This window comes from Thermobifida alba (genome assembly GCF_023208015.1).
Classification (GTDB): Bacteria; Actinomycetota; Actinomycetes; order Streptosporangiales; family Streptosporangiaceae; genus Thermobifida; species Thermobifida alba.
In genome coordinates this window covers 562,535-579,876 of record NZ_CP051627.1, presented here as the reverse complement: position 1 = coordinate 579,876, position 17,342 = coordinate 562,535, and the positions used below count along the sequence as shown (strand labels likewise).

General features: G+C 73.4%; 20 protein-coding genes. 5 read left to right on the top strand and 15 right to left on the bottom strand.

What is annotated here, in order from left to right:
* Nucleotides 1–52: 52 nt before the first annotated feature.
* The 6 genes from trpC to hisI form a co-directional block, all read right to left on the bottom strand.
* The gene (gene trpC, locus FOF52_RS02660) at nt 53–859 is read right to left on the bottom strand and encodes an indole-3-glycerol phosphate synthase TrpC (RefSeq protein ID WP_248592246.1); all 807 of its coding nucleotides are present in this window, start codon (nt 857–859) and stop codon (nt 53–55) included.
* A 172-nt stretch (nt 860–1,031) separates the two neighbouring features.
* Complete coding sequence (locus tag FOF52_RS02655) at nt 1,032–1,490, bottom strand: DUF2752 domain-containing protein (protein ID WP_248592245.1); 459 nt, start codon at nt 1,488–1,490, stop codon at nt 1,032–1,034.
* A 3-nt stretch (nt 1,491–1,493) separates the two neighbouring features.
* Complete coding sequence (locus tag FOF52_RS02650; protein ID WP_248592244.1) at nt 1,494–1,859, bottom strand: CD225/dispanin family protein; 366 nt, start codon at nt 1,857–1,859, stop codon at nt 1,494–1,496.
* A gap of 230 nt (nt 1,860–2,089) precedes the next feature.
* Nucleotides 2,090–2,395 (bottom strand): HGxxPAAW family protein, encoded by a 306-nt coding sequence (locus FOF52_RS02645; RefSeq protein WP_248592243.1) that lies wholly within the window; start codon nt 2,393–2,395, stop codon nt 2,090–2,092.
* A complete protein-coding gene (locus tag FOF52_RS02640) occupies nt 2,395–3,018 on the bottom strand; it encodes a Trp biosynthesis-associated membrane protein (RefSeq protein WP_248592242.1) in 624 nt (207 codons plus the stop codon). Before FOF52_RS02640 ends, FOF52_RS02645 begins: the two co-directional genes overlap by 1 nt.
* Nucleotides 3,015–3,365 carry a phosphoribosyl-AMP cyclohydrolase gene (gene hisI / locus FOF52_RS02635; protein ID WP_248592241.1) on the bottom strand — a complete coding sequence of 117 codons (351 nt, stop codon included), beginning with the start codon at nt 3,363–3,365 and terminating at the stop codon, nt 3,015–3,017. Before hisI ends, FOF52_RS02640 begins: the two co-directional genes overlap by 4 nt.
* Before the next feature lie 131 nt (nt 3,366–3,496).
* On the opposite strand from hisI, the gene FOF52_RS02630 reads away from it, so the two are divergent.
* Complete coding sequence (locus FOF52_RS02630) at nt 3,497–4,480, top strand: MurR/RpiR family transcriptional regulator (RefSeq protein ID WP_248592240.1); 984 nt, start codon at nt 3,497–3,499, stop codon at nt 4,478–4,480.
* Between the two features lie 61 nt (nt 4,481–4,541).
* Here FOF52_RS02630 and FOF52_RS02625 read toward each other — a convergent pair whose 3' ends face one another.
* The 9 genes from FOF52_RS02625 to hisD form a co-directional block, all read right to left on the bottom strand.
* Nucleotides 4,542–6,365: an ABC transporter ATP-binding protein gene (locus FOF52_RS02625; protein ID WP_248592239.1), complete on the bottom strand. Its 1,824-nt coding sequence runs from the start codon at nt 6,363–6,365 to the stop codon at nt 4,542–4,544.
* Nucleotides 6,362–8,269: an ABC transporter ATP-binding protein gene (locus FOF52_RS02620; RefSeq protein WP_248592238.1), complete on the bottom strand. Its 1,908-nt coding sequence runs from the start codon at nt 8,267–8,269 to the stop codon at nt 6,362–6,364. Before FOF52_RS02620 ends, FOF52_RS02625 begins: the two co-directional genes overlap by 4 nt.
* Before the next feature lie 335 nt (nt 8,270–8,604).
* Nucleotides 8,605–9,375 (bottom strand): imidazole glycerol phosphate synthase subunit HisF, encoded by a 771-nt coding sequence (gene hisF, locus FOF52_RS02615; protein ID WP_248592237.1) that lies wholly within the window; start codon nt 9,373–9,375, stop codon nt 8,605–8,607.
* Nucleotides 9,372–10,109 carry a bifunctional 1-(5-phosphoribosyl)-5-((5-phosphoribosylamino)methylideneamino)imidazole-4-carboxamide isomerase/phosphoribosylanthranilate isomerase PriA gene (gene priA / locus FOF52_RS02610; protein ID WP_248592236.1) on the bottom strand — a complete coding sequence of 246 codons (738 nt, stop codon included), beginning with the start codon at nt 10,107–10,109 and terminating at the stop codon, nt 9,372–9,374. The genes hisF and priA overlap by 4 nt, the downstream gene beginning before the upstream one ends.
* A 66-nt stretch (nt 10,110–10,175) precedes the next feature.
* On the bottom strand, nt 10,176–10,811 hold the full coding sequence (hisH, locus tag FOF52_RS02605; RefSeq protein ID WP_248592235.1) for an imidazole glycerol phosphate synthase subunit HisH: 636 nt from the start codon (nt 10,809–10,811) through the stop codon (nt 10,176–10,178).
* Nucleotides 10,812–10,839: 28 nt separating this feature from the next.
* A complete protein-coding gene (locus FOF52_RS02600; RefSeq protein WP_248592234.1) occupies nt 10,840–11,001 on the bottom strand; it encodes a hypothetical protein in 162 nt (53 codons plus the stop codon).
* On the bottom strand, nt 10,998–11,591 hold the full coding sequence (gene hisB / locus FOF52_RS02595; protein WP_248592233.1) for an imidazoleglycerol-phosphate dehydratase HisB: 594 nt from the start codon (nt 11,589–11,591) through the stop codon (nt 10,998–11,000). Before hisB ends, FOF52_RS02600 begins: the two co-directional genes overlap by 4 nt.
* 69 nt (nt 11,592–11,660) lie before the next feature.
* Nucleotides 11,661–12,764: a histidinol-phosphate transaminase gene (locus FOF52_RS02590; protein ID WP_248592232.1), complete on the bottom strand. Its 1,104-nt coding sequence runs from the start codon at nt 12,762–12,764 to the stop codon at nt 11,661–11,663.
* Nucleotides 12,761–14,068, bottom strand: coding sequence for a histidinol dehydrogenase (gene hisD / locus FOF52_RS02585; protein WP_248592231.1), 1,308 nt, complete (start codon nt 14,066–14,068; stop codon nt 12,761–12,763). Before hisD ends, FOF52_RS02590 begins: the two co-directional genes overlap by 4 nt.
* 114 nt (nt 14,069–14,182) lie before the next feature.
* Here hisD and FOF52_RS02580 point away from each other — a divergent pair, with 114 nt between their 5' ends.
* The 4 genes from FOF52_RS02580 (at nt 14,183) to FOF52_RS02565 (ending at nt 17,248) form a co-directional block, all read left to right on the top strand.
* Complete coding sequence (locus FOF52_RS02580; RefSeq protein ID WP_248592230.1) at nt 14,183–14,746, top strand: ferritin; 564 nt, start codon at nt 14,183–14,185, stop codon at nt 14,744–14,746.
* Nucleotides 14,747–14,795: 49 nt separating this feature from the next.
* The gene (locus FOF52_RS02575) at nt 14,796–15,473 is read left to right on the top strand and encodes an LON peptidase substrate-binding domain-containing protein (protein ID WP_248592229.1); all 678 of its coding nucleotides are present in this window, start codon (nt 14,796–14,798) and stop codon (nt 15,471–15,473) included.
* A gap of 29 nt (nt 15,474–15,502) precedes the next feature.
* Nucleotides 15,503–15,982, top strand: a complete 480-nt coding sequence (gene ybaK, locus FOF52_RS02570) for a Cys-tRNA(Pro) deacylase (RefSeq protein WP_248592228.1) — start codon at nt 15,503–15,505, stop codon at nt 15,980–15,982.
* A gap of 129 nt (nt 15,983–16,111) precedes the next feature.
* Nucleotides 16,112–17,248 (top strand): TIGR04222 domain-containing membrane protein, encoded by a 1,137-nt coding sequence (locus FOF52_RS02565; RefSeq protein WP_248592227.1) that lies wholly within the window; start codon nt 16,112–16,114, stop codon nt 17,246–17,248.
* Nucleotides 17,249–17,342: the final 94 nt, after the last annotated feature.

The following is a 17,342-nucleotide window of genomic DNA, read 5'->3' as shown; positions in this document are numbered from 1 at the left end:
CGCCATCGCCGGGGCGGCGTCGCCGCGCGCGGCGCACGGAGCACGTCCACGGTCAGTGCCGGTCCCGCAGCGCGGGATGCGCTCCGGCCGTGACGAGGTCGGCGACGGCCTCCCGGGGTTTGCGTCCGATCACCAGGCTCTCGCCCACCAGCACCGCGTCGGCTCCGAAGCTCGCGTAGGCGAGCAGGTCGTGGGGGCCGCGCACACCGGACTCGGCGATCTTGACCTTGTCGTCGGGGATCATCGGGGACAACCGGGCGAAGGTCTCCCGGTGGACCTTCAGGGTCTTGAGGTCACGGGCGTTGACGCCGATGACCGTGGCCCCGGCGTCCAGGGCACGCTCGACCTCCTCCTCGGTGTGCACCTCGACGAGCGGGGTCAGACCGAGCGACTCGGCCCGTTCCACCAGGGAGACCAGGGCTTCCTGGGACAGCGCGGCCACGATCAGCAGGACGGCGTCCGCGCCGTACACGCGCGCCTCCCACAGCTGGTAGGAGCTGACCACGAAGTCCTTGCGCAGCAGCGGCGTCTCCACGGCGGCGCGCACCGCCGCCAGGTCGGCCAGGCTGCCGCCGAAGCGGCGCTGTTCGGTCAGGACGCTGATCATGCAGGCACCGCCCGCGGCGTAGTCGCGGGCCAGCGCCGCGGGGTCGGCGATCGCGGCGAGCGCGCCCTTGGAGGGGCTGGAGCGCTTCACCTCGGCGATGACCTGGACTCCGGGAGCACGCAGCGCCGCCACCACGTCCTTGGGCCACGGTAGGGTCGCGGCCTGCTCTTTGAGCTGATCCAAGGGTACGGCGGCCTGGCGTTCCGCGAGATCCGCGCGCACTCCGTCGATTATCTCGTCGAGCACGCTCACGTGAGAGGGCCCCTTCTTGCTGTCGACTGGGTGACTGGGAGTGAGAGGGCTCACTCCCGCCGTGTATTCACGATCGTATCCACCCCGGCGAGTCACCGGACACCGGCACCGCTGTTGGCGTCTTCGGGGGTGGGGTTCGGCCGTGGGGCGGCCGTGCGCGGCGGGGCGCCGGCTAGGCCAGGAGCGGCGCCGGGATCCCGCCGGGGGCGAGGAAGGCCCCGAAGGGGAGGTTGCGCACCAGCCAGAAGACGAGGATGACGCCGGGCAGCGCCCACGCCCAGAACGGGTGGAGCCGCGCGGGCGGCCGGTCGGAGGGCCGGAAGGAGCGGTAGACCCAGCGCAGGTAGGCGAAGGCCATGAACGGCAGCGCGGCCAGCAGCAGGATGTTCAGCTGCGCGGCGGCGAGCACGTCGAGGTGGGTCAGCGCGTGCAGGGCCCGGGTCGTGCCGCAGCCGGGGCAGTAGGTGCCGGTGAGGGCCAGCCACGGGCAGGTGGGGTAGAACCCGGGTTCGTTGGGGTCGACGAGGTGCACCACGACCGCGCCGACCGCGCCCAGGGCCCCCAACGCCAACGGCGCCGTCGCAGGGTGCAGACGGCGCCGCAGTCGCTCCAGTACCGATGCCTCGGTCATCGCTCAGTAGGTGGAGTAACCGGGGTCGTAGGTCGCCGCGGCACCGACGAGGGCCACCGCGAAGATGATGTAGAGGATGACGGAGATCACCGTCAGGATGAAGCCGATGAGGCTGATGATCCCCAGGATCTTGGCGGTGTTGGCCGAGCTCTCCGCACCGGCGTAGTCGCCCATGCTCCACTTGCTGTTGACCTGGAGGGAGAAGATCAGGCCGATGATGCCGATGATCGTGCAGCCGAAGATGCCCAGGATGTTCATCCACAGGTAGTTCTTGGGCGGCTGCGCGGCGGGCTGTCCGCCGCTGGGGTAGGCGCCGGGAGGCGGACCGTAGCCGCCGGGGGGCGGGGGGCCGGGAGGACCGTAGCTCATGGTTGGTGTGTCTTTCCGTTGTGGCGGATCGTCAGGTGTGCGTCGCGACCCGGAGAGAGGACCAACGGGTGTCACGGTTGGCTGTACCGCTCCATTGCACGCCGCAGACGCGCGAACGACCGAATCATGCCAGATTTTTTTGTTGTGTGCGCACTCGGAACCAGTAACGATCGGCGATCGATCCCGAAGCGGACGGGCCGGTCCCCGGGACGGACCCGGAGACCGGTCGGTCACACCCCGGCGGTCTCGCCGCTCTCGACGGTCTTCTGCTGCGCGGCTTCGGCGAGCTTCGCCTCGTACTCCTCGCGGGTCATCGGGTAGGGGCGAGGCGCCTTGCGGCCCATTCCCGCCTTCTTCATCACACCGGCCACGATGGCGCAGACGACGCTGGCGCCCAGGCCGATGGCCGTCCAGACGAAAAGGTCCAGGCCGGCGATGATCGCAACCGCGGCCGCTGTCCAGACGACGATCCACGAGATGGTGAGGAACCAGCCGGCAACGGTGTTGCCGTGGTCGTCGTGGTGTTCTTCGGCCATCAACGCTCCTTCGGTTCAGCGTTCTCATCGGTGGGATCCGCGCCGCTGTCGAGCGACCTCCACAGCTCTGCGGGAGCGTCGGTGCGGGTCGCGCGGGGGGCGCTGTGGCGATCGTATCGGCTACTCATGGCGGGCCACGCGGTGCCCCTGACCAGGGCCAGTACTCCCGACACGAGCAGCACCGCCGCGCCGGCGCAGGCCAGTGCCGGCCACGCCCATGCCACGGTGAGACCGTCGAGCCCTCCTTCGGCGGTGGCGGACCGCGCCGCGGCGTCGGCCAGGGCGGCCGGACGCAGACCGGCCGCGACGGAGCCGAGGGCGCCGAGCCCCAGCAGCGCCACCAGGGCTCCGACCAGGCGGCGGGCCGCTCCCGTGGTCGCGACCAGCGCGGCCAGCGCGGCCAGCGCGGCCCAGCCCAGCGCGGAGACGGCCGGGACCGCCTGGGAGGCGGACAGTTCCACGGTGACGGGGGCGAGGTCGCCCGCCAGTTCCATCCGGGCTCTTGCCCAGACCTGCGCGGAGGAGGCGAGCAGGGCGACCGCGCCGAGCGCGGTGAGCGCGAGCGCGGCCAGGTACTCCCGGCGGCGGACCGCGTCGGGCGCGGCGGCTGCTGCGGCTCTCACAGCAGCCGGTCCGCGTCGAAGCAGGTGCGGTCACCGGTGTGGCAGGCCCCGCCGGTCTGGTCGACCTTGACCAGCAGGGTGTCGCCGTCGCAGTCGAGCGCGACGGAGACGACCCGCTGGGTGTTCCCGGAGGTGGCCCCCTTCACCCAGTACTCGCCTCGGCTGCGCGACCAGTAGGTGGCGGCCCGTGTGGTGAGGGTGCGCCGCAGCGCCTCGTCGTCCATCCAGGCGAGCATGAGGACCTCCCCGGTGTCGTACTGCTGCACGACGGCGGGCACCAGGCCGTCGGGGGTGCGCTTGAGGCGTGCCGCGATACCGGGGTCCAGTCGGGGAGGGCTGCTGCTCATGTCTGCAAGACTACGGCCGCCCGGTCGCGGGCGGGGACGGGGGCCGGGCTTGTCCGGTCCGGAGGGCCCGCCGCCGCGCCTGCGGCCTCCCGCCGCCCGCGCACCGCCGGGGATGCGAGGATGGAGCTGTGGTGACCGTCGAACAACTCGCGGCCGACCTGTCCGCCAAGGCCGCGGCCCTGCACGGACTGGCCGACCACCTGTCCCGCCACGACCCCTATGCGGCGCTGCCCTCCCTGCTGGACGACGAGCCCGCCGCGGTCGTGCTGCTGGGGGTGGGGGCGGGGTACTACGCCTGCCAGGCCGCGGGCCTGCGGATGCGCCGTTTCGGCCTGGGGGCGTTCGCCGAGTCCGCGACCTCGGCGCACCTTCCCCCCGGCGGCCCGGACACCCTGGTGGTGGCGGTGGCGCTGGGCAGTGGGCGGCGTGAGCTGCGCGAGTCGCTGGAACGCTACGCGCACTCCGGCCCGGTGGTCGTGCTGACCGACTCCCCCGAGTCCCCCGAGGCCCGCTACGCCGACGTGGTGGCGCCGCTCATGGCCGACGGCTCCGCCCGGGAGCTGGAGGTGGTGGCCTACCAGCAGGCGGTGGCGCTGCTGCTGGTGCTGGCGGCCCGGCTGGGCGCGGCCGCGCCGGGGGTGGCCGACCCGTCGGCGACGCTGCGGCGCGCGGCGAACTCCGTCACCGACCTGTGGGAGCGCGCCCCGTCCTGGGTGCCCGGGGTCGCCGAGGCGTTGCGGGGACGTTCCGGGACGGCGCTGGTGGCCCCGGCGGAGCTGCTGGCCTCGGCCCGGTTCGGCGCGTTGACGCTGCGGCGCGGCCCGGTGCTGGTCGCCCACGCCTGCGAGACCGGTGAGTGGTCGCACGTCGACCGCTATCTGGCGGCGGTGCAGGACTACCGCGCGCTGCTGTTCACCGGGTCGCGGTTCGACGGGCGGTTCGCCGAGCACCTGGCCGCGCTGCGGGGCGTGTTCGTCGCCGTGGGCGGGGAGGTCCCGGGGGCGGCGGTGAGTCTGCGCTACCCGGGGGAGAACGACCCGGACGTGCGTCTGCTCGTCGACCCGCTGGTCGCCGAACTGCTGGCGCTGCACTGGTGGCGGGAGCGCGGCGGCTGAGCGGCGCGGGGGCGGGGAGTCCGCCGCGTCCGGGGAACCGGGCCCGCCCGTCTCCCCGTGCTCACGCCGAACTGCTCACCCAGGAGGCGTGCAGGTCCGCGTAGACGCCCGGACACGCGACGAGGTCGGTGTGGGTGCCGCGTTGCACGATGCGGCCGCGGTCGAAGACGAGCACCTCGTCGGCGGCCTCCGCGGTGGAGAGCCGGTGCGCGATCGCCACCGAGGTGCGGCCCCGGGTGAGCCGGTCCAGGGCGTGTTGGATACGCACTTCGGTGGCCGGGTCGACCGCCGAGGTGGCCTCGTCCAGGACCAGCAGGTCGGGGTCGGCGATGAAGGCCCGGACCAGGGCCACGAGCTGGCGCTCCCCCGCCGACAGGGACTCGCCGCGCTGTCCCACGGGGGTGTCCAGGCCGTGCGGCAGGCTGTCCAGCCAGTCACGCAGTCCCAGTTCGGCGATCGCCTCGCTGATCTGCTCGTCGGTGGCCTCGGGGCGGGCGAAGCGGATGTTGTCGCCCAGGGTGCTGTCGAACAGGAAGCCTTCCTGGGGGACCATGACCACCCGGGACCGCAGCGAGGGGAACGTCACGTCGCGCAGGTCGACCCCGTCCAGCAGGACCGTGCCCTCGACCGGGTCCATGAGTCGGGTGAGCAGTTTGACGAAGGTGGTCTTGCCGGAGCCGGTCTCGCCGACGACCGCGACGCGGCTGCCCGGGGCGATCTCCACGTCGATGTCGTCGAGCACGCGGGGGCCGCCGGGGTAGGCGTAGCTGACGTGGTCGAAGCGGATCGTGACGGGGCCGCGCGGCAGCTGCCTGCCGGCGGGGCCGGGGTCGGCGATGTCGGGGTCGGTGTCGAGGACGCCGAGCACCCTGCGCCATCCGGCGATCGCGTTCTGCGCCTCGTTGAAGATCTCCGTGGCCATGGTCATGGGCGCGATGAACAGGTTGATGAGGAACAGGAAGGCCACCAGCTGCCCGGCGGTGAGGGAGCCCGTGACGCCCAGCGCCACCCCGACCGCGATGACGACCGCGTAGGTGAACGCCGAGACGAGTTCGGCGAGCGGGGAGATGGCCATGGACAGGCGCTGGGCCCTGACCTGGGCGGCGCGGGTGGCCAGGACGGTCGTGTCGACGCGTGCGGCGGTGCGCTGCTCGGTGCCGTGGGCGCGGATGACCGCGGCGCCGACGACGGTCTCGCTGACGACGCCGAGCATCTCGCCGGTGCGTTCCCGCACCTTCAGGTAGGCCTTGGACAGCAGCCGCTGCAGCCGGCGCACCCCGAACAGCAGGGGCAGGAAGCACACCCACACCAGCAGGGTCAGCTGCCAGGAGTACACGGCCATGAGCACGGTGGCGATCGCCAACTGCCCGGTGCTGACCACCAGCAGGATGCCGCCCCACTGCATGAAGGTGCTGATCTGGTCGACGTCGCTGGTGACCCGGGACACCAGGGCGCCCTTGCGTTCGCTGTTCTGGGTGAGCACCGACAGGTCGTGCACGTGGCGGAACGCCTTGCGGCGCAGGGTGGCCAGGCCCGACTCGGTGGACCGGTACAGGCGTGTGTTCATCGCGTAGGAGCACAGCGCGGTGACGGCGACCAGGACGGCGCACAGTGCGACCGTGCCGACCACGAAACCGATGTCCGGGCCGCCCTCGGCGAGCAGGCCGTTGTCGATGATCTGCTGCACCGCCAGGGGCACCACGACCTTGCCGACGGTGGCGAGTGCCGCGAGGGTGACGGTGACCGCCAGTCCGCGGGTGAACTCGGGGGACAGCGCGATGCCGCGGCGCAGGGTGGCCCACGCCGAGTCGGTGGAGCGGTGCAGCGCGGGGGCGGTCTTCCGGTTGTCGGTGCGGGGGGTCCGGGTGCGGGCCGGGGCGCTCATCGGAGGGCCTCCTGGTCGGCGGGTCGGGCGGCGGCTTCGGCTCTGCGTTGTGCGGCGGCCTGCTCGTAGGCGGTGACGAGCCGGTGGTATCCGGGGGAGCGCACCAGCAGCTCCTCGTGGGTCCCCCGGTCGCGGACCGTGCCCTGTTCGAGGTAGACGACCTCGTCGGCGAGTTCGATGGTGGCCCTGCGGTAGGCCACGACGACGACGGTGGCTCCCGCGAGGTCGGCTTCCCGCAGCCCGCCCAGGATCTGCGCCTCGACCTGGGGATCGACCGCGGAGGTGGCGTCGTCCAGGATGAGCAGTCGGGGGCGGCGGACCAGGGCGCGGGCCAGGGCCAGGCGTTGGCGCTGGCCGCCGGACAGGCTGGTGCCGCGCTCGCCGAGCCGGGTGTCGAGCCCCTGTGGGAGGGCGGCGACGAAGGAGTCGGCGCGGGCCAGCCGCAGCGCCTGCCACACGGCGGCGTCGTCGACGTCCATGCCCAGGGTGATGTTGTCGCGGACGCTGTCGTCGAAGACGAACGTGGTCTGCGGGACCAGGGCGACGGCGCGGGACAGTTCCCCGGGAGCGTAGTGGCGGGCGTCGACCCCGTTGACGAGCACCTCGCCCCGGTCCGGGTCGACCAGCCTGGCCAGCAGCATGGTGAGGGTGGACTTGCCCGCCCCGGTGGGGCCGACCAGGGCGGTGACCCGTCCGGGGGCCAGTTCCAGGTGCACGTCGCGCAGGACGGTGGTGCGCGGCAGCTCCGCGTCGCCGTCCGCGTTCAGGCCGCGTCCGCCGTCGTCGCGGTTCTCGGTGTAGGTGTCGACGTAGGAGAAGCTGAGGCCGCGGACGCTGACCGCCAGGCCGCCCTCGCCGCGGAGCACGGCGTCGCCGTGGTCGGTGCCGCCCTCGGCGTCGAGCACCGCGCTGACCCGCCGCCACCCCACCACGCTGCGCGGCAGGTCCCCCAGCAGCCAGCCGAGGGAGCGCACCGGCAGCGACAGCAGGGTGAACAGGTAGGCGATCTGGACGACCTCGCCGGAGGTGACGGCGCCCAGGTCGAGGCGGATCAGGCCGATGAGCAGCACCACCAGCACGCCGAGGTTGGGCAGCGCCTCCAGGAGCGGGTCGAACGCGGCGCGCATCCGACCGACCCTGATCTGGGCGTCGCGCAGCTGGTCGGCGGCACGGGCGAACCGTTCCGTCTCGGTGTCCTCGCGGCCCAGCGTCTTGACCACGAGCGCGCCGTCGAAGGACTCGTGCGCGACCTCGCTGACCTGGGAGCGCAGCGCCTGGGCGCGGGTGGCGGCGGGTGAGACCCTGCGTTGGAACACGATGTTGGCCACGGCCAGCGTGGGAAAGACCACGAAGCCCACCAGGGCGAGCACCGGGTCGGTGACGAGCATCGCGACGGCGGCGATCAGCAGCATGACGACGCTGCCCACGGCCATCGGCAGCGGTGCGAGCGGCTGCCAGGCGGCCTCGACGTCGGCGTTGGCGTTGGACAGCAGCTGTCCGGCGGGGTGGCGCTGGTGCCAGGCCAGCGGCAGCTGCAGGTACTTGCGGGCGACCGCGCGCCGGTACCGCGCCTGCATGCGGAACTGCATGAGGCCGGCGTAGAAGCGGCGTGCGCCCAGGCCCAGCGCCCTGAGCGCGCCGACGCCGAAGACCACCGCCGCGGCGGTGGCCACCGCGGCGGTGGTGGTGTGTCCGTTCTCGACGGCGGGCAGGATGACCTGTTCGGAGACGGCTCCGAGGACGGAGGCGGAGGCGACGGAGGCGGCCGCGTAGAGCACTGCGCCGACCAGTGCGGCGGTGAAGACCGCCGGTTCGGTGCGGATCGCGGTCCACAGGACGCGCATCCCCTCGGTGAAGACCCGAGAGCCGGCGTTGGACTTCGCGGCGGCCGACCCCTGTGCCATTCGTCCCCCCGTTGTGTTGTTGCGGTGGTTGGCGCCCTCCCCTGGCAGGCGCAACGGTTTCCCACCGTACCCACCGGACTGTCGGACTGCACCGGTCTGGTTCAGCGTTGTGGACAACTCGGCTATTCCGTCCGCCCACGGCAGGAGTGTCCGCTTGTGGCCACCGTCGCCGGGGTCCCGTTCGCGGGGCCGGTGCGGGGCGGCGGTCTCCCGGCGGGGGCCGCTCGGAGCCGCCCCCGGCCTCCTCCCCGAGCCGGCCGAAGAACGCCGGGGGCGGGACCCGCGACGGTCCCGCCCCCGGCCGGTGTCGTGCGGCCCCGTGCCGGGGCCGTGCTTCAGCGCACCGGATGGCCCTTGGCGCGCAGGTCCGCCTTGACGTCGTTGATGGTGAACTCGCCGAAGTGGAACACGCTGGCGGCCAGGACCGCGTCGGCGCCCGCCTCCACGGCCGGGGCGAAGTGCTCCACGGCGCCCGCTCCTCCGCTGGCGATCAGCGGCACGGTCACCACCTCGCGCACCGCACGGATCAGCTCCAGGTCGAATCCGTTCTTGGTGCCGTCGGCGTCCATGGAGTTGAGCAGGATCTCGCCGGCGCCGAGTTCCACGGCCTGCTGGACCCACTCGACCGCGTCGATGCCGGTCCCCTGGCGGCCGCCGTGCGTGGTGACCTCGAAGCCGCTGGGGGTGGCGGTGCCGTCGGCGGTGCGCCGCACGTCGGCGGAGAGGACCAGGACCTGGCTGCCGAACCGCTGGGCGATCTCCCGGACCAGTTCGGGGCGGCGGACCGCGGCGGTGTTGACGCCGACCTTGTCCGCTCCGGCGCGCAGCAGCCGGTCGACGTCGTCGGTGCTGCGCACTCCGCCGCCGACGGTGAGCGGGATGAACACCTGTTCGGCGGTGCGGCGCACCACGTCGTAGGTGGTCTCGCGGTTGCCGCTGGAGGCGGTGACGTCCAGGAAGGTCAGTTCGTCGGCGCCCTCGGCGCCGTAGCGCCGGGCCAGTTCGACGGGGTCGCCCGCGTCCCGCAGGTTCTGGAAGTTGACGCCCTTGACCACCCGTCCCGCGTCGACGTCCAGGCACGGGATGACACGGACCGCCAGGCTCATCGGGCGGCCTCCCGCACCACGGCCAGGGCCTCCTCCAGGGTGAACGCGCCCTCGTACAGGGCGGTGCCCATGATGGCGCCCTCCACTCCCTCGGGCACCAGGGCCGCCAGTGCCCGCAGGTCGTCGAGGCTGGACACGCCGCCGCTGGCCACGACCGGCCTGTCCGTGCGCGAGCACACGTCCCGCAGCAGGTCGAGGTTGGGGCCCTTGAGGGTGCCGTCCTTGTTGACGTCGGTGACGACGTAGCGGGCGCAGCCCGCGGCCTCCAGGCGCTCCAGGGTCTCGTACAGGTCGCCGCCCTCGCGGGTCCAGCCGCGCGCGGCCAGGGTGGTGCCGCGCACGTCCAGGCCGATGGCGATCCGGTCGCCGTGCTCGGCGATGATCCTGGCGCACCAGTCGGGGTTCTCCAGTGCGGCGGTGCCGATGTTGACGCGGCGGCACCCCGTGGCCAGCGCCGCGTTCAGCGACTCGTCGTCGCGGATTCCCCCGGACAGTTCCACCTGGACGTCGAGCCTACCGACGATGGAGGCCAGCAGTTCCCGGTTGTGGCCCCGGCCGAAGGCGGCGTCCAGGTCGACCAGGTGGATCCACTCGGCTCCGGCGTTCTGCCAGGCCAGGGCCGCTTCCAGCGGGTCGCCGTACCGGCCGCCGGTGTCCGCCCTGCCCTGGACGAGTTGCACTGCCTGGCCGCCCGCGACGTCGACGGCGGGCAGGAGTTCGAGTGTGGGCGCCATGTGGGTGAACCTTTCACGGAGATGGGAGGGTGGCGTCAGGGCCTGTCCGGCCGCGTGACGGCCTGTTCAGAGCGTCGCGATCCAGTTGGCGAGCAGTCGGGCCCCCGCGTCACCGGACTTCTCCGGGTGGAACTGGGTGGCCCACAGCGGACCGTTCTCCACGGCCGCCACGAACGGGGAGCCGTGGGTGGACCAGGTGACCAGCGGCGGCTTCAGGTGTGGGCTGGTCGCCTCCATCTCCCAGGCGCGCACGCCGTAGGAGTGGACGAAGTAGAAGCGCGTGTCCTCGTCGAGCCCGGCGAACATCTCGGATCCGGCGGGCGTGTCGACGGTGTTCCAGCCCATGTGCGGGACGACGGGGGCGTCGAGCCGGTCCACGGTGCCGGGCCACTCCCCGCAGCCCTCGGTGGTGACGCCGTGTTCGACCCCCCGGTCGAACAGGACCTGCATGCCGACGCAGATGCCCAGCACGGGACGGCCTCCCGCCAGGCGTTTGCCGATGACGCGGTCGCCCCGGACGGCACGCAGCCCTCTCATGCAGGTCTCGAACGCCCCCACGCCGGGCACGACGAGCCCGTCGGCCTCCAGGGCGGTGTGCGGGTCGCCGGTGACGGTGACGCGGGCGCCGACCCGTTCCACGGCCCGCTGCGCGGAGCGCAGGTTTCCCGATCCGTAGTCGAGGATGACGACGTGTGGCTGCACGGGTGGACGTGCCTTCCTGTGGGGACGGTCAGAAGTAGCCGAGGCGCAGCACCCCGGCCGCCAGGGCCAGGACCGCGCAGGCGGCCAGGCCCACGGCGATGGCCTTGTTGGTCTTCCACAGCGACAGGGTGCCGCCGAACAGCAGGCCGCCGAGGCCGATCAGCAGCACCCCCAGGACCGTGGTGCTCACAGGGCTCCCTTGGTGGAGGGCACCCCGCTGACGCGGGGGTCGCGTTCGCAGGCGAACCGCAGGGCCCGGGCCAGCGCCTTGAACTGGCACTCCACGATGTGGTGGGCGTTGCGTCCGTAGGGGACGTGGACGTGCAGCGCGACGCGGGCCTGGGCGACGAAGGACTCGAAGATGTGCCGGGTCATCGTGGTGTCGTAGTCGCGGCCGATCACCGGCGCCATGCCCGCGGGCTCGGAGTGCACCAGGTAGGGCCGGCCCGAGACGTCGACGGTGACCTCGGCGAGCGCCTCGTCCAGGGGGACCTTGACGTCGGCGAAACGGCGGATCCCGGTCTTGTCGCCCAGGGCCTCCCGGAAGGCGGCGCCGAGGGCGAGGGCGGTGTCCTCCATCGTGTGGTGGGAGTCGATGTGCAGGTCGCCCTCGGTGTGCACGGTCAGGTCGAACAGTCCGTGCTTGGCGATCTGGTGGAGCATGTGGTCGTAGAAGCCGACGCCGGTGGAGATGTCGGCGGCGCCGGTGCCGTCGAGGTTGATCTCGACCAGGACCTTGGTCTCGTTGGTGGCGCGTTCGACGCGGCCGATGCGGCTCATGGGTGGTTCTCCTCGTCGTGGCGGTGCCAACCGCCGGGTGTCGGGTCGTGTGTCGGGAAAGGACCGTGGTCAGGCACGGCCGGTCGCCGTGAGCAGCGCGTCGCGGAAGAGCGCCATCTCCTCCGGGGTGCCGACGGTGACGCGCAGCCACTCGGGTGGTCCCACCTCGCGGATGAGCACCCCCTGTTCCAGCAGTTTCCGGAACACCTCCGAGCGGTCGGGAAGACGGCCGAACAGCACGAAGTTGGCGTCGGAGTCGGCGACCTCGAAGTCGTGGGCGCGCAGCCAGTCGACGAGCGCGTCGCGTTCGGCGCGCAGCGTCTCGACCGCGCCCAGCAGTTCGTCGGCGTACTCCAGGGCGGTGCGGGCCACCGCCTGCGTCACGGCCGACAGGTGGTAGGGCAGCCGCACCAGTTGCAGGGCGTCGACGACGGCCGGGTGCGCGGCGAGGTAGCCGAGGCGGGCCCCGGCCAGGGCGAACGCCTTGGACATGGTGCGCGAGACGATGACGTTGGGGTGGATGGGCAGCAGCGACAGGGCGCTGGGGGTGCCCTCGCGGCGGAACTCGGCGTAGGCCTCGTCGACCACGACGACGCCGGGGGCGGCCGCGGCGACCGCCTCGACGGTCTCCAGCGGCAGCGCGGTTCCGGTGGGGTTGTTGGGCGAGGTCAGGAAGACCACGGAGGGCTGGTGCTCCTTGACCGCGGCCACGGCGTCGGCGGCGTCCACCTCGAAGCGTGCGGTGCGGGGCACCGACACCCACCCGGTGGCGGTGCCGCGCGCGATGATCGGGTGCATGGAGTAGGACGGCTCGAAGCCCACGGCCGTGCGGTCGGGGCCGCCGAACGCCTGCAGGATCTGCTGGAGGATCTCGTTGGAGCCGTTGGCGGCCCAGACGTTGGCGGCGTCCAGGCCGTGGCCGAGGTGGTCGGCGAGCGCCCGGCGCAGGTCGACGGCGTCGCGGTCGGGGTAGCGGTTGAGGCCGGCGGCCGCCTCCGCGGCGGCGCGGCCGATGGCCTCGGCCAGCCGGGGCGACGGCGGGTACGGGTTCTCGTTGGTGTTGAGGACGGCCCGCACCGTCAGCTGCGGGGCGCCGTAGGGGGACTGTCCGCGCAGGTCGTCGCGGAGGGGCAGGTCCTCCAGCCCGAAGTCGGTGTGTCCGAAGTCGCTCACGTCTGCTGTTCCTCCAGCGGGATGCGCGCGGTGACGGCCTCGCCGTGCGCGGGAAGGTCTTCGGCCTGGGCGAGGGCCACCACGTGGTGGGCGACCTCGGCCAGTGCGGCGCGGTCGTACTCGACGACGTGGATGCCGCGCAGGAAGCTCTGCACGCTCAGTCCGGAGGAGTGGCAGGCGCAGCCGCCGGTGGGCAGCACGTGGTTGGAGCCCGCGCAGTAGTCGCCCAGGGACACCGGCGAGTGGTCCCCGACGAAGATCGCTCCGGCGTTGCGCACCCGGGCGGCGACGGACCGGGCGTCGGCGGTCATGACCTCCAGGTGTTCGGGGGCGTAGGCGTTGACGACGTCCAGGCCGTGGTCGAGGTCGTCGACGAGGACGATGCCGGACTGGGGTCCGCCCAGGGCCTGGGCGACGCGGTCGCTGTGCTTGGTGGCGGGCACCCTCGCGGCGAGTTCGGCCTCGACGCCGGCGGCGAGGCGCTCGGAGGGGGTGACCAGGACCGAGGCGGCGACGACGTCGTGCTCGGCCTGGCTGATCAGGTCGACGGCGACGTAGCCGGGGTCGGCGGTGTCGTCGGCGAGGATGGCGATCTCGGTGGGCCCGGCCTCGGAGTCGATGCCGATGATGCCCTTGAGCAGGCGCTTGGCCGCGGCGACCCAGATGTTGCCGGGGCCGGTGACCATGTCGGCGCGGGCGCACTCGCCCGCGCCGTAGGCGAACATGGCGACGGCCTGGGCGCCGCCCACGGCGTAGACCTCGTCGACGCCGAGCAGGGCGCAGGCGGCCAGGATGGTGGGGTGCGGCAGCCCGCCGAAGTCCGCCTGCGGCGGCGAGGCCACGGCCAGGGAGGGCACCCCGGCCTCCTGGGCGGGGACGACGTTCATGACGACGCTGGAGGGGTAGACGGCGCGGCCGCCGGGCACGTACAGCCCGACCCGGTCGACGGGGACCCAGCGTTCGGTGACCGTGCCGCCGGGGACGACCCGGGTGGTGGTGTCGGTGCGGCGCTGGTCGCGGTGGACCAGGCGGGCCCGGCGGATCGACTCCTCCAGCGCGGCGCGCACGGCCGGGTCGAGCTCGGCCAGGGCGGTGTCGAGGGCGTCCGCGGGGACGCGGAGGTGGGCGGGGCGCACCCCGTCGAAGCGCTCCCCCAGCTCGATCAGCGCCTCAACCCCGCGATGGCGCACGTCTTCACAGATGGGGCGGACTTTCTCGACCGCGGACGCGACGTCGGTCTCGGCGCGCGGCAGGGACTCGCGCGGGTCAGCGGGGTTGCCTCGGAGATCGATTCGGGAGATCACGGACCTCATTGTAGGGGCGGCTCCGCGTCGGGGCCGTCGGGGCGGCGCCGCCTGTGGACAGGCGCGTCTCCCCGGTTTCCGCATACTTCGTCCCGGTGTGGTCAGCGGCACGGTATGACTACCGACGTCCACGGTTCCGAGCACGGTCTTTCCAAGTTCCACCAGCTCCTCGTCGACCAACTGCGCCACGAGTTCACCGCCTCGCAGCAGTACGTGGCGCTGGCGGCCTGGTTCGACGGCCGGGACCTGCCGCGGCTGGCCGGGTTCTTCTACCGCCAGGCGCTGGAGGAGCGCGACCACGCGATGATGATCCTGCGCTTCCTGCTCGACAGCGGCGTGCCGGTCACGGTGCCGGGGACCGACGCGGTCCGCAACGACTTCGACACGCCGCGCGACCCGGTGGCGCTGGCCCTGCGGCAGGAGCGCGCGGTCACCGACCAGTTCCACCGGCTGGTCGCGGCCGCGCGCGAGGAGAACGACTACACCGGCGAGCAGTTCCTCCAGTGGTTCCTCAGGGAGCAGGTGGAGGAGGTCGCCACGATGTCGACGCTGCTGGCGGTCGTGGACCGGGCCAGTGGCGACCTGTTCGACGTGGAGACCTTCGTGGCCCGGGACCTGCGCCCGGCGGAGGCCGTGGAGGCCGGCGCCCCGGAGACGGCGGGACCGGCCGCCTCCTGACGCGGCCCCGCCGACGGCGCGGCGTGCCGCCGGCGGGCATACTTGTACGGTGTCCACCACGCTGCCGCTCTTCCCGCTCGGCTCGGTCCTCTTCCCGGGGCTGACCATGGCCCTGCACGTGTTCGAGGACCGCTACCTGAGACTGGTGGACGACCTGCTGGACCTGCCCGCCGACCGGCCCCGCCGCTTCGGGGTGGTCGGCATCAAGCTGGGCCGCGAGGTCGGGGAGGGGGCGACGCACCAGATCGCCGAGGTCGGCTGCACCGCCGAGATCAGCACGGTGCAGCACCGCTCCGACTCCGGTCTGGACCTGGTGGTGACGGGCGTGGAGCGGTTCCGGGTGGTGGAGCCGGTGGAACCGGACGAGGAGACGCCCTACCGGCGCGCGCGGGTCGCCCCGCTGGCCGAGGAGGTCGGCGAGGACGCCGGGGCCTGGTGGGAGCGGACGGCCCGGCACTTCACGGTGTACCTGGAACGCCTGGACCGCATCGGGGTGGTCGTGGCGGCCGGCGCGGAACTGCCCGCCGAGCCGGTGGAGTCGTCCTACACGGTGGCCGACGCGATGGTCCTGGACATGTCCGACAAGCAGGCGCTGCTGGAGGCCCCCTCCGCGGCCGAGCGCCTGGCGCTCGCCGTCGACCTGCTGCGGCGGGAGAACCGGGTGCTGTCGGCGTTCCGCCTGCTGCCCGCGGGCCGGTTCCCCCACCAGGTGATCAACCTGAACTGACCGGTTCACGGCACGGAAGGCGGACGGCGTTGGGCGGTAGGGGTACTCCGGCCACGGTCGCGGCCGCGCGCGGCGGTATCGCGTTCACCCTGCACACCTACACGGTCACGGGGACGGGCTCCTATGGGGAGGAGGCGGCCGGGGCGCTGGGGGTGCCGCCCGAGCGGATGTTCAAGACCCTCGTCGCCGAGGTCGACGGCACGCTGACCGTGGGGGTGGTGCCGGTGGCGGGAAGGCTGGACCTCAAGGCGCTGGCGGCGGCGGTGGGAGGGCGGCGGGCCCGGTTGGCCGATCCCGCCGCGGCCGAGCGCGCCACCGGGTACGTGCGCGGCGGGATCAGTCCGCTGGGCCAGCGCAGGCGGCTGCGGACGGTGGTGGACTCCTCGGCAGCGGACCACGAGACGGTGTACGTGTCCGCGGGCAGGCGGGGCCTGCAGATGGAGGTGGCCCCCGCCGACCTGGTGCGGCTGACCGGGGCCGTCACCGCGTCGATCGCCGCGCGGGACTGAGCCCGGCGGGGCGGCGGGCCGCGGCCGGTCACGCCGCGGACACGGAGCGGTCACCGCCCTTTCCAGGCCCGAGGAACCGGCCTACTGTGATCAATATCCGGTTGACACAGGACAGGCGAGGAGTCCGCGATGGTCGCCGCGATCGTGTTGGGCACGGCTCTGCACTACCTGCTCGTCACGTTCTGCTATGTGGTGACCCGGGTGCGCTACTCGCGGGTGCGTGCGGCCGGTCCGCTGCGGCCCGCGGTGGGACCGGAGGACCTGGACCCCTACGAGCTCGCCCTGCTCGCGGGGGGCCGGACGCGGGTGGGCGAGGTCGCGGTGGCCGAACTGTTCCTCACCGGGCGGCTCACCGCGTGGGGGCCGGGCATGGTCGCGGGGGTCCCCGGACGCTGCGGCGCCTCCCCCGCCCCGCTGTCGGACGCGCCTTTCGTACGGGCGCTCTCCGCGCGCCTGGTGGCGGGCCGGCCGTTGTCCGTGGACCGGCTGGCGTCGGCGGCGACGTGCGGGGACGCGATCACCGCGGCGTTGTGGCGGCTGCGCCGGCTGGGGCTGTTCCTGGCGGCGGGGCGGCTGCTCGGGGTGGTGGCGCTCCGGCGGGCGGCGTGGCTGTCCCAGGTGGCTCTGGGGGCCGTGGGCGTGCTGGCCGCGGGGTTCGTGGTGGGGTGGACGGTGTCGTCGGCTCCGGTGGACCGCTCCCCCGTTCCGCTGCTGCTGGTCCTGCTGCTGGGGTACCCCTTCCTGCTGCACGTGGGGTTCCGGGCGGTCGGCGGGGCCGCGGGAGCGGTGGGGGCGGCGGCGCTGGTGGTGGCGGTGAGCGCGGTGGCCGGGGGGTCGGCCGGAGAGCTGCTGGCCGCCGTGGTGCCGTTCGGCGGGTGGTTCGCGGCGTACGCGGTCTACCGGGGTACCGGGGGCAGGCTGGGGCCGCGCACGGTGGCCGGGGACGTCCTGCTGGCCGAGGCCCGCGCGGAGGTGGCGGTGCGGTGCGACGGCGGGGCGCTGCTGCGGGTGACCGCGGTGGCGGGGTTCCGGGGGCTGCGCACGGGGAGCGTTCCGGCGACGGGTGCGCCCCGGTTGGCGCGGCTGGCCGCCTTCGCCGCGGCGTGCGGGCGTTCGTTCGGCTCGGCGGACCGGGGGGTGGGCGGTGACTTCGGTTGGGACGGGGCGCGCGGCGACTGGACCGTGCACGGTGAGGTGCTGCCGCTGCCGTCGTCCGCCCCGCGCGGGGGGCGGGACCGCCGGGGGCCAGCGAACGGCCGTTCCTGATCCGGGGCCCGTGCCGCCGGGGCGGCTCCGGTGGCGGACTTGGGCATTGCCATCGACCAGTATCCGATATATCGTCAACATGTCGATAGTTCGA

Coding starts and splice junctions, on each gene's coding strand:
- FOF52_RS02655 (WP_248592245.1), bottom strand. CDS start 1,490: ATGACCGAGGCATCGGTACTGGAGCGACTGCGGCGCCGTCTGCACCCT.
- hisF (WP_248592237.1), bottom strand. CDS start 9,375: ATGAGCCTGGCGGTCCGTGTCATCCCGTGCCTGGACGTCGACGCGGGA.
- FOF52_RS02620 (WP_248592238.1), bottom strand. CDS start 8,269: ATGGCACAGGGGTCGGCCGCCGCGAAGTCCAACGCCGGCTCTCGGGTC.
- hisB (WP_248592233.1), bottom strand. CDS start 11,591: ATGAGCCGCATCGGCCGCGTCGAACGCGCCACCAACGAGACCAAGGTC.
- FOF52_RS02645 (WP_248592243.1), bottom strand. CDS start 2,395: ATGGCCGAAGAACACCACGACGACCACGGCAACACCGTTGCCGGCTGG.
- priA (WP_248592236.1), bottom strand. CDS start 10,109: ATGGCGCCCACACTCGAACTCCTGCCCGCCGTCGACGTCGCGGGCGGC.
- FOF52_RS02580 (WP_248592230.1), top strand. CDS start 14,183: ATGACTACCGACGTCCACGGTTCCGAGCACGGTCTTTCCAAGTTCCAC.
- FOF52_RS02650 (WP_248592244.1), bottom strand. CDS start 1,859: ATGAGCTACGGTCCTCCCGGCCCCCCGCCCCCCGGCGGCTACGGTCCG.
- hisI (WP_248592241.1), bottom strand. CDS start 3,365: ATGAGCAGCAGCCCTCCCCGACTGGACCCCGGTATCGCGGCACGCCTC.
- FOF52_RS02565 (WP_248592227.1), top strand. CDS start 16,112: ATGGTCGCCGCGATCGTGTTGGGCACGGCTCTGCACTACCTGCTCGTC.
- FOF52_RS02625 (WP_248592239.1), bottom strand. CDS start 6,365: ATGAGCGCCCCGGCCCGCACCCGGACCCCCCGCACCGACAACCGGAAG.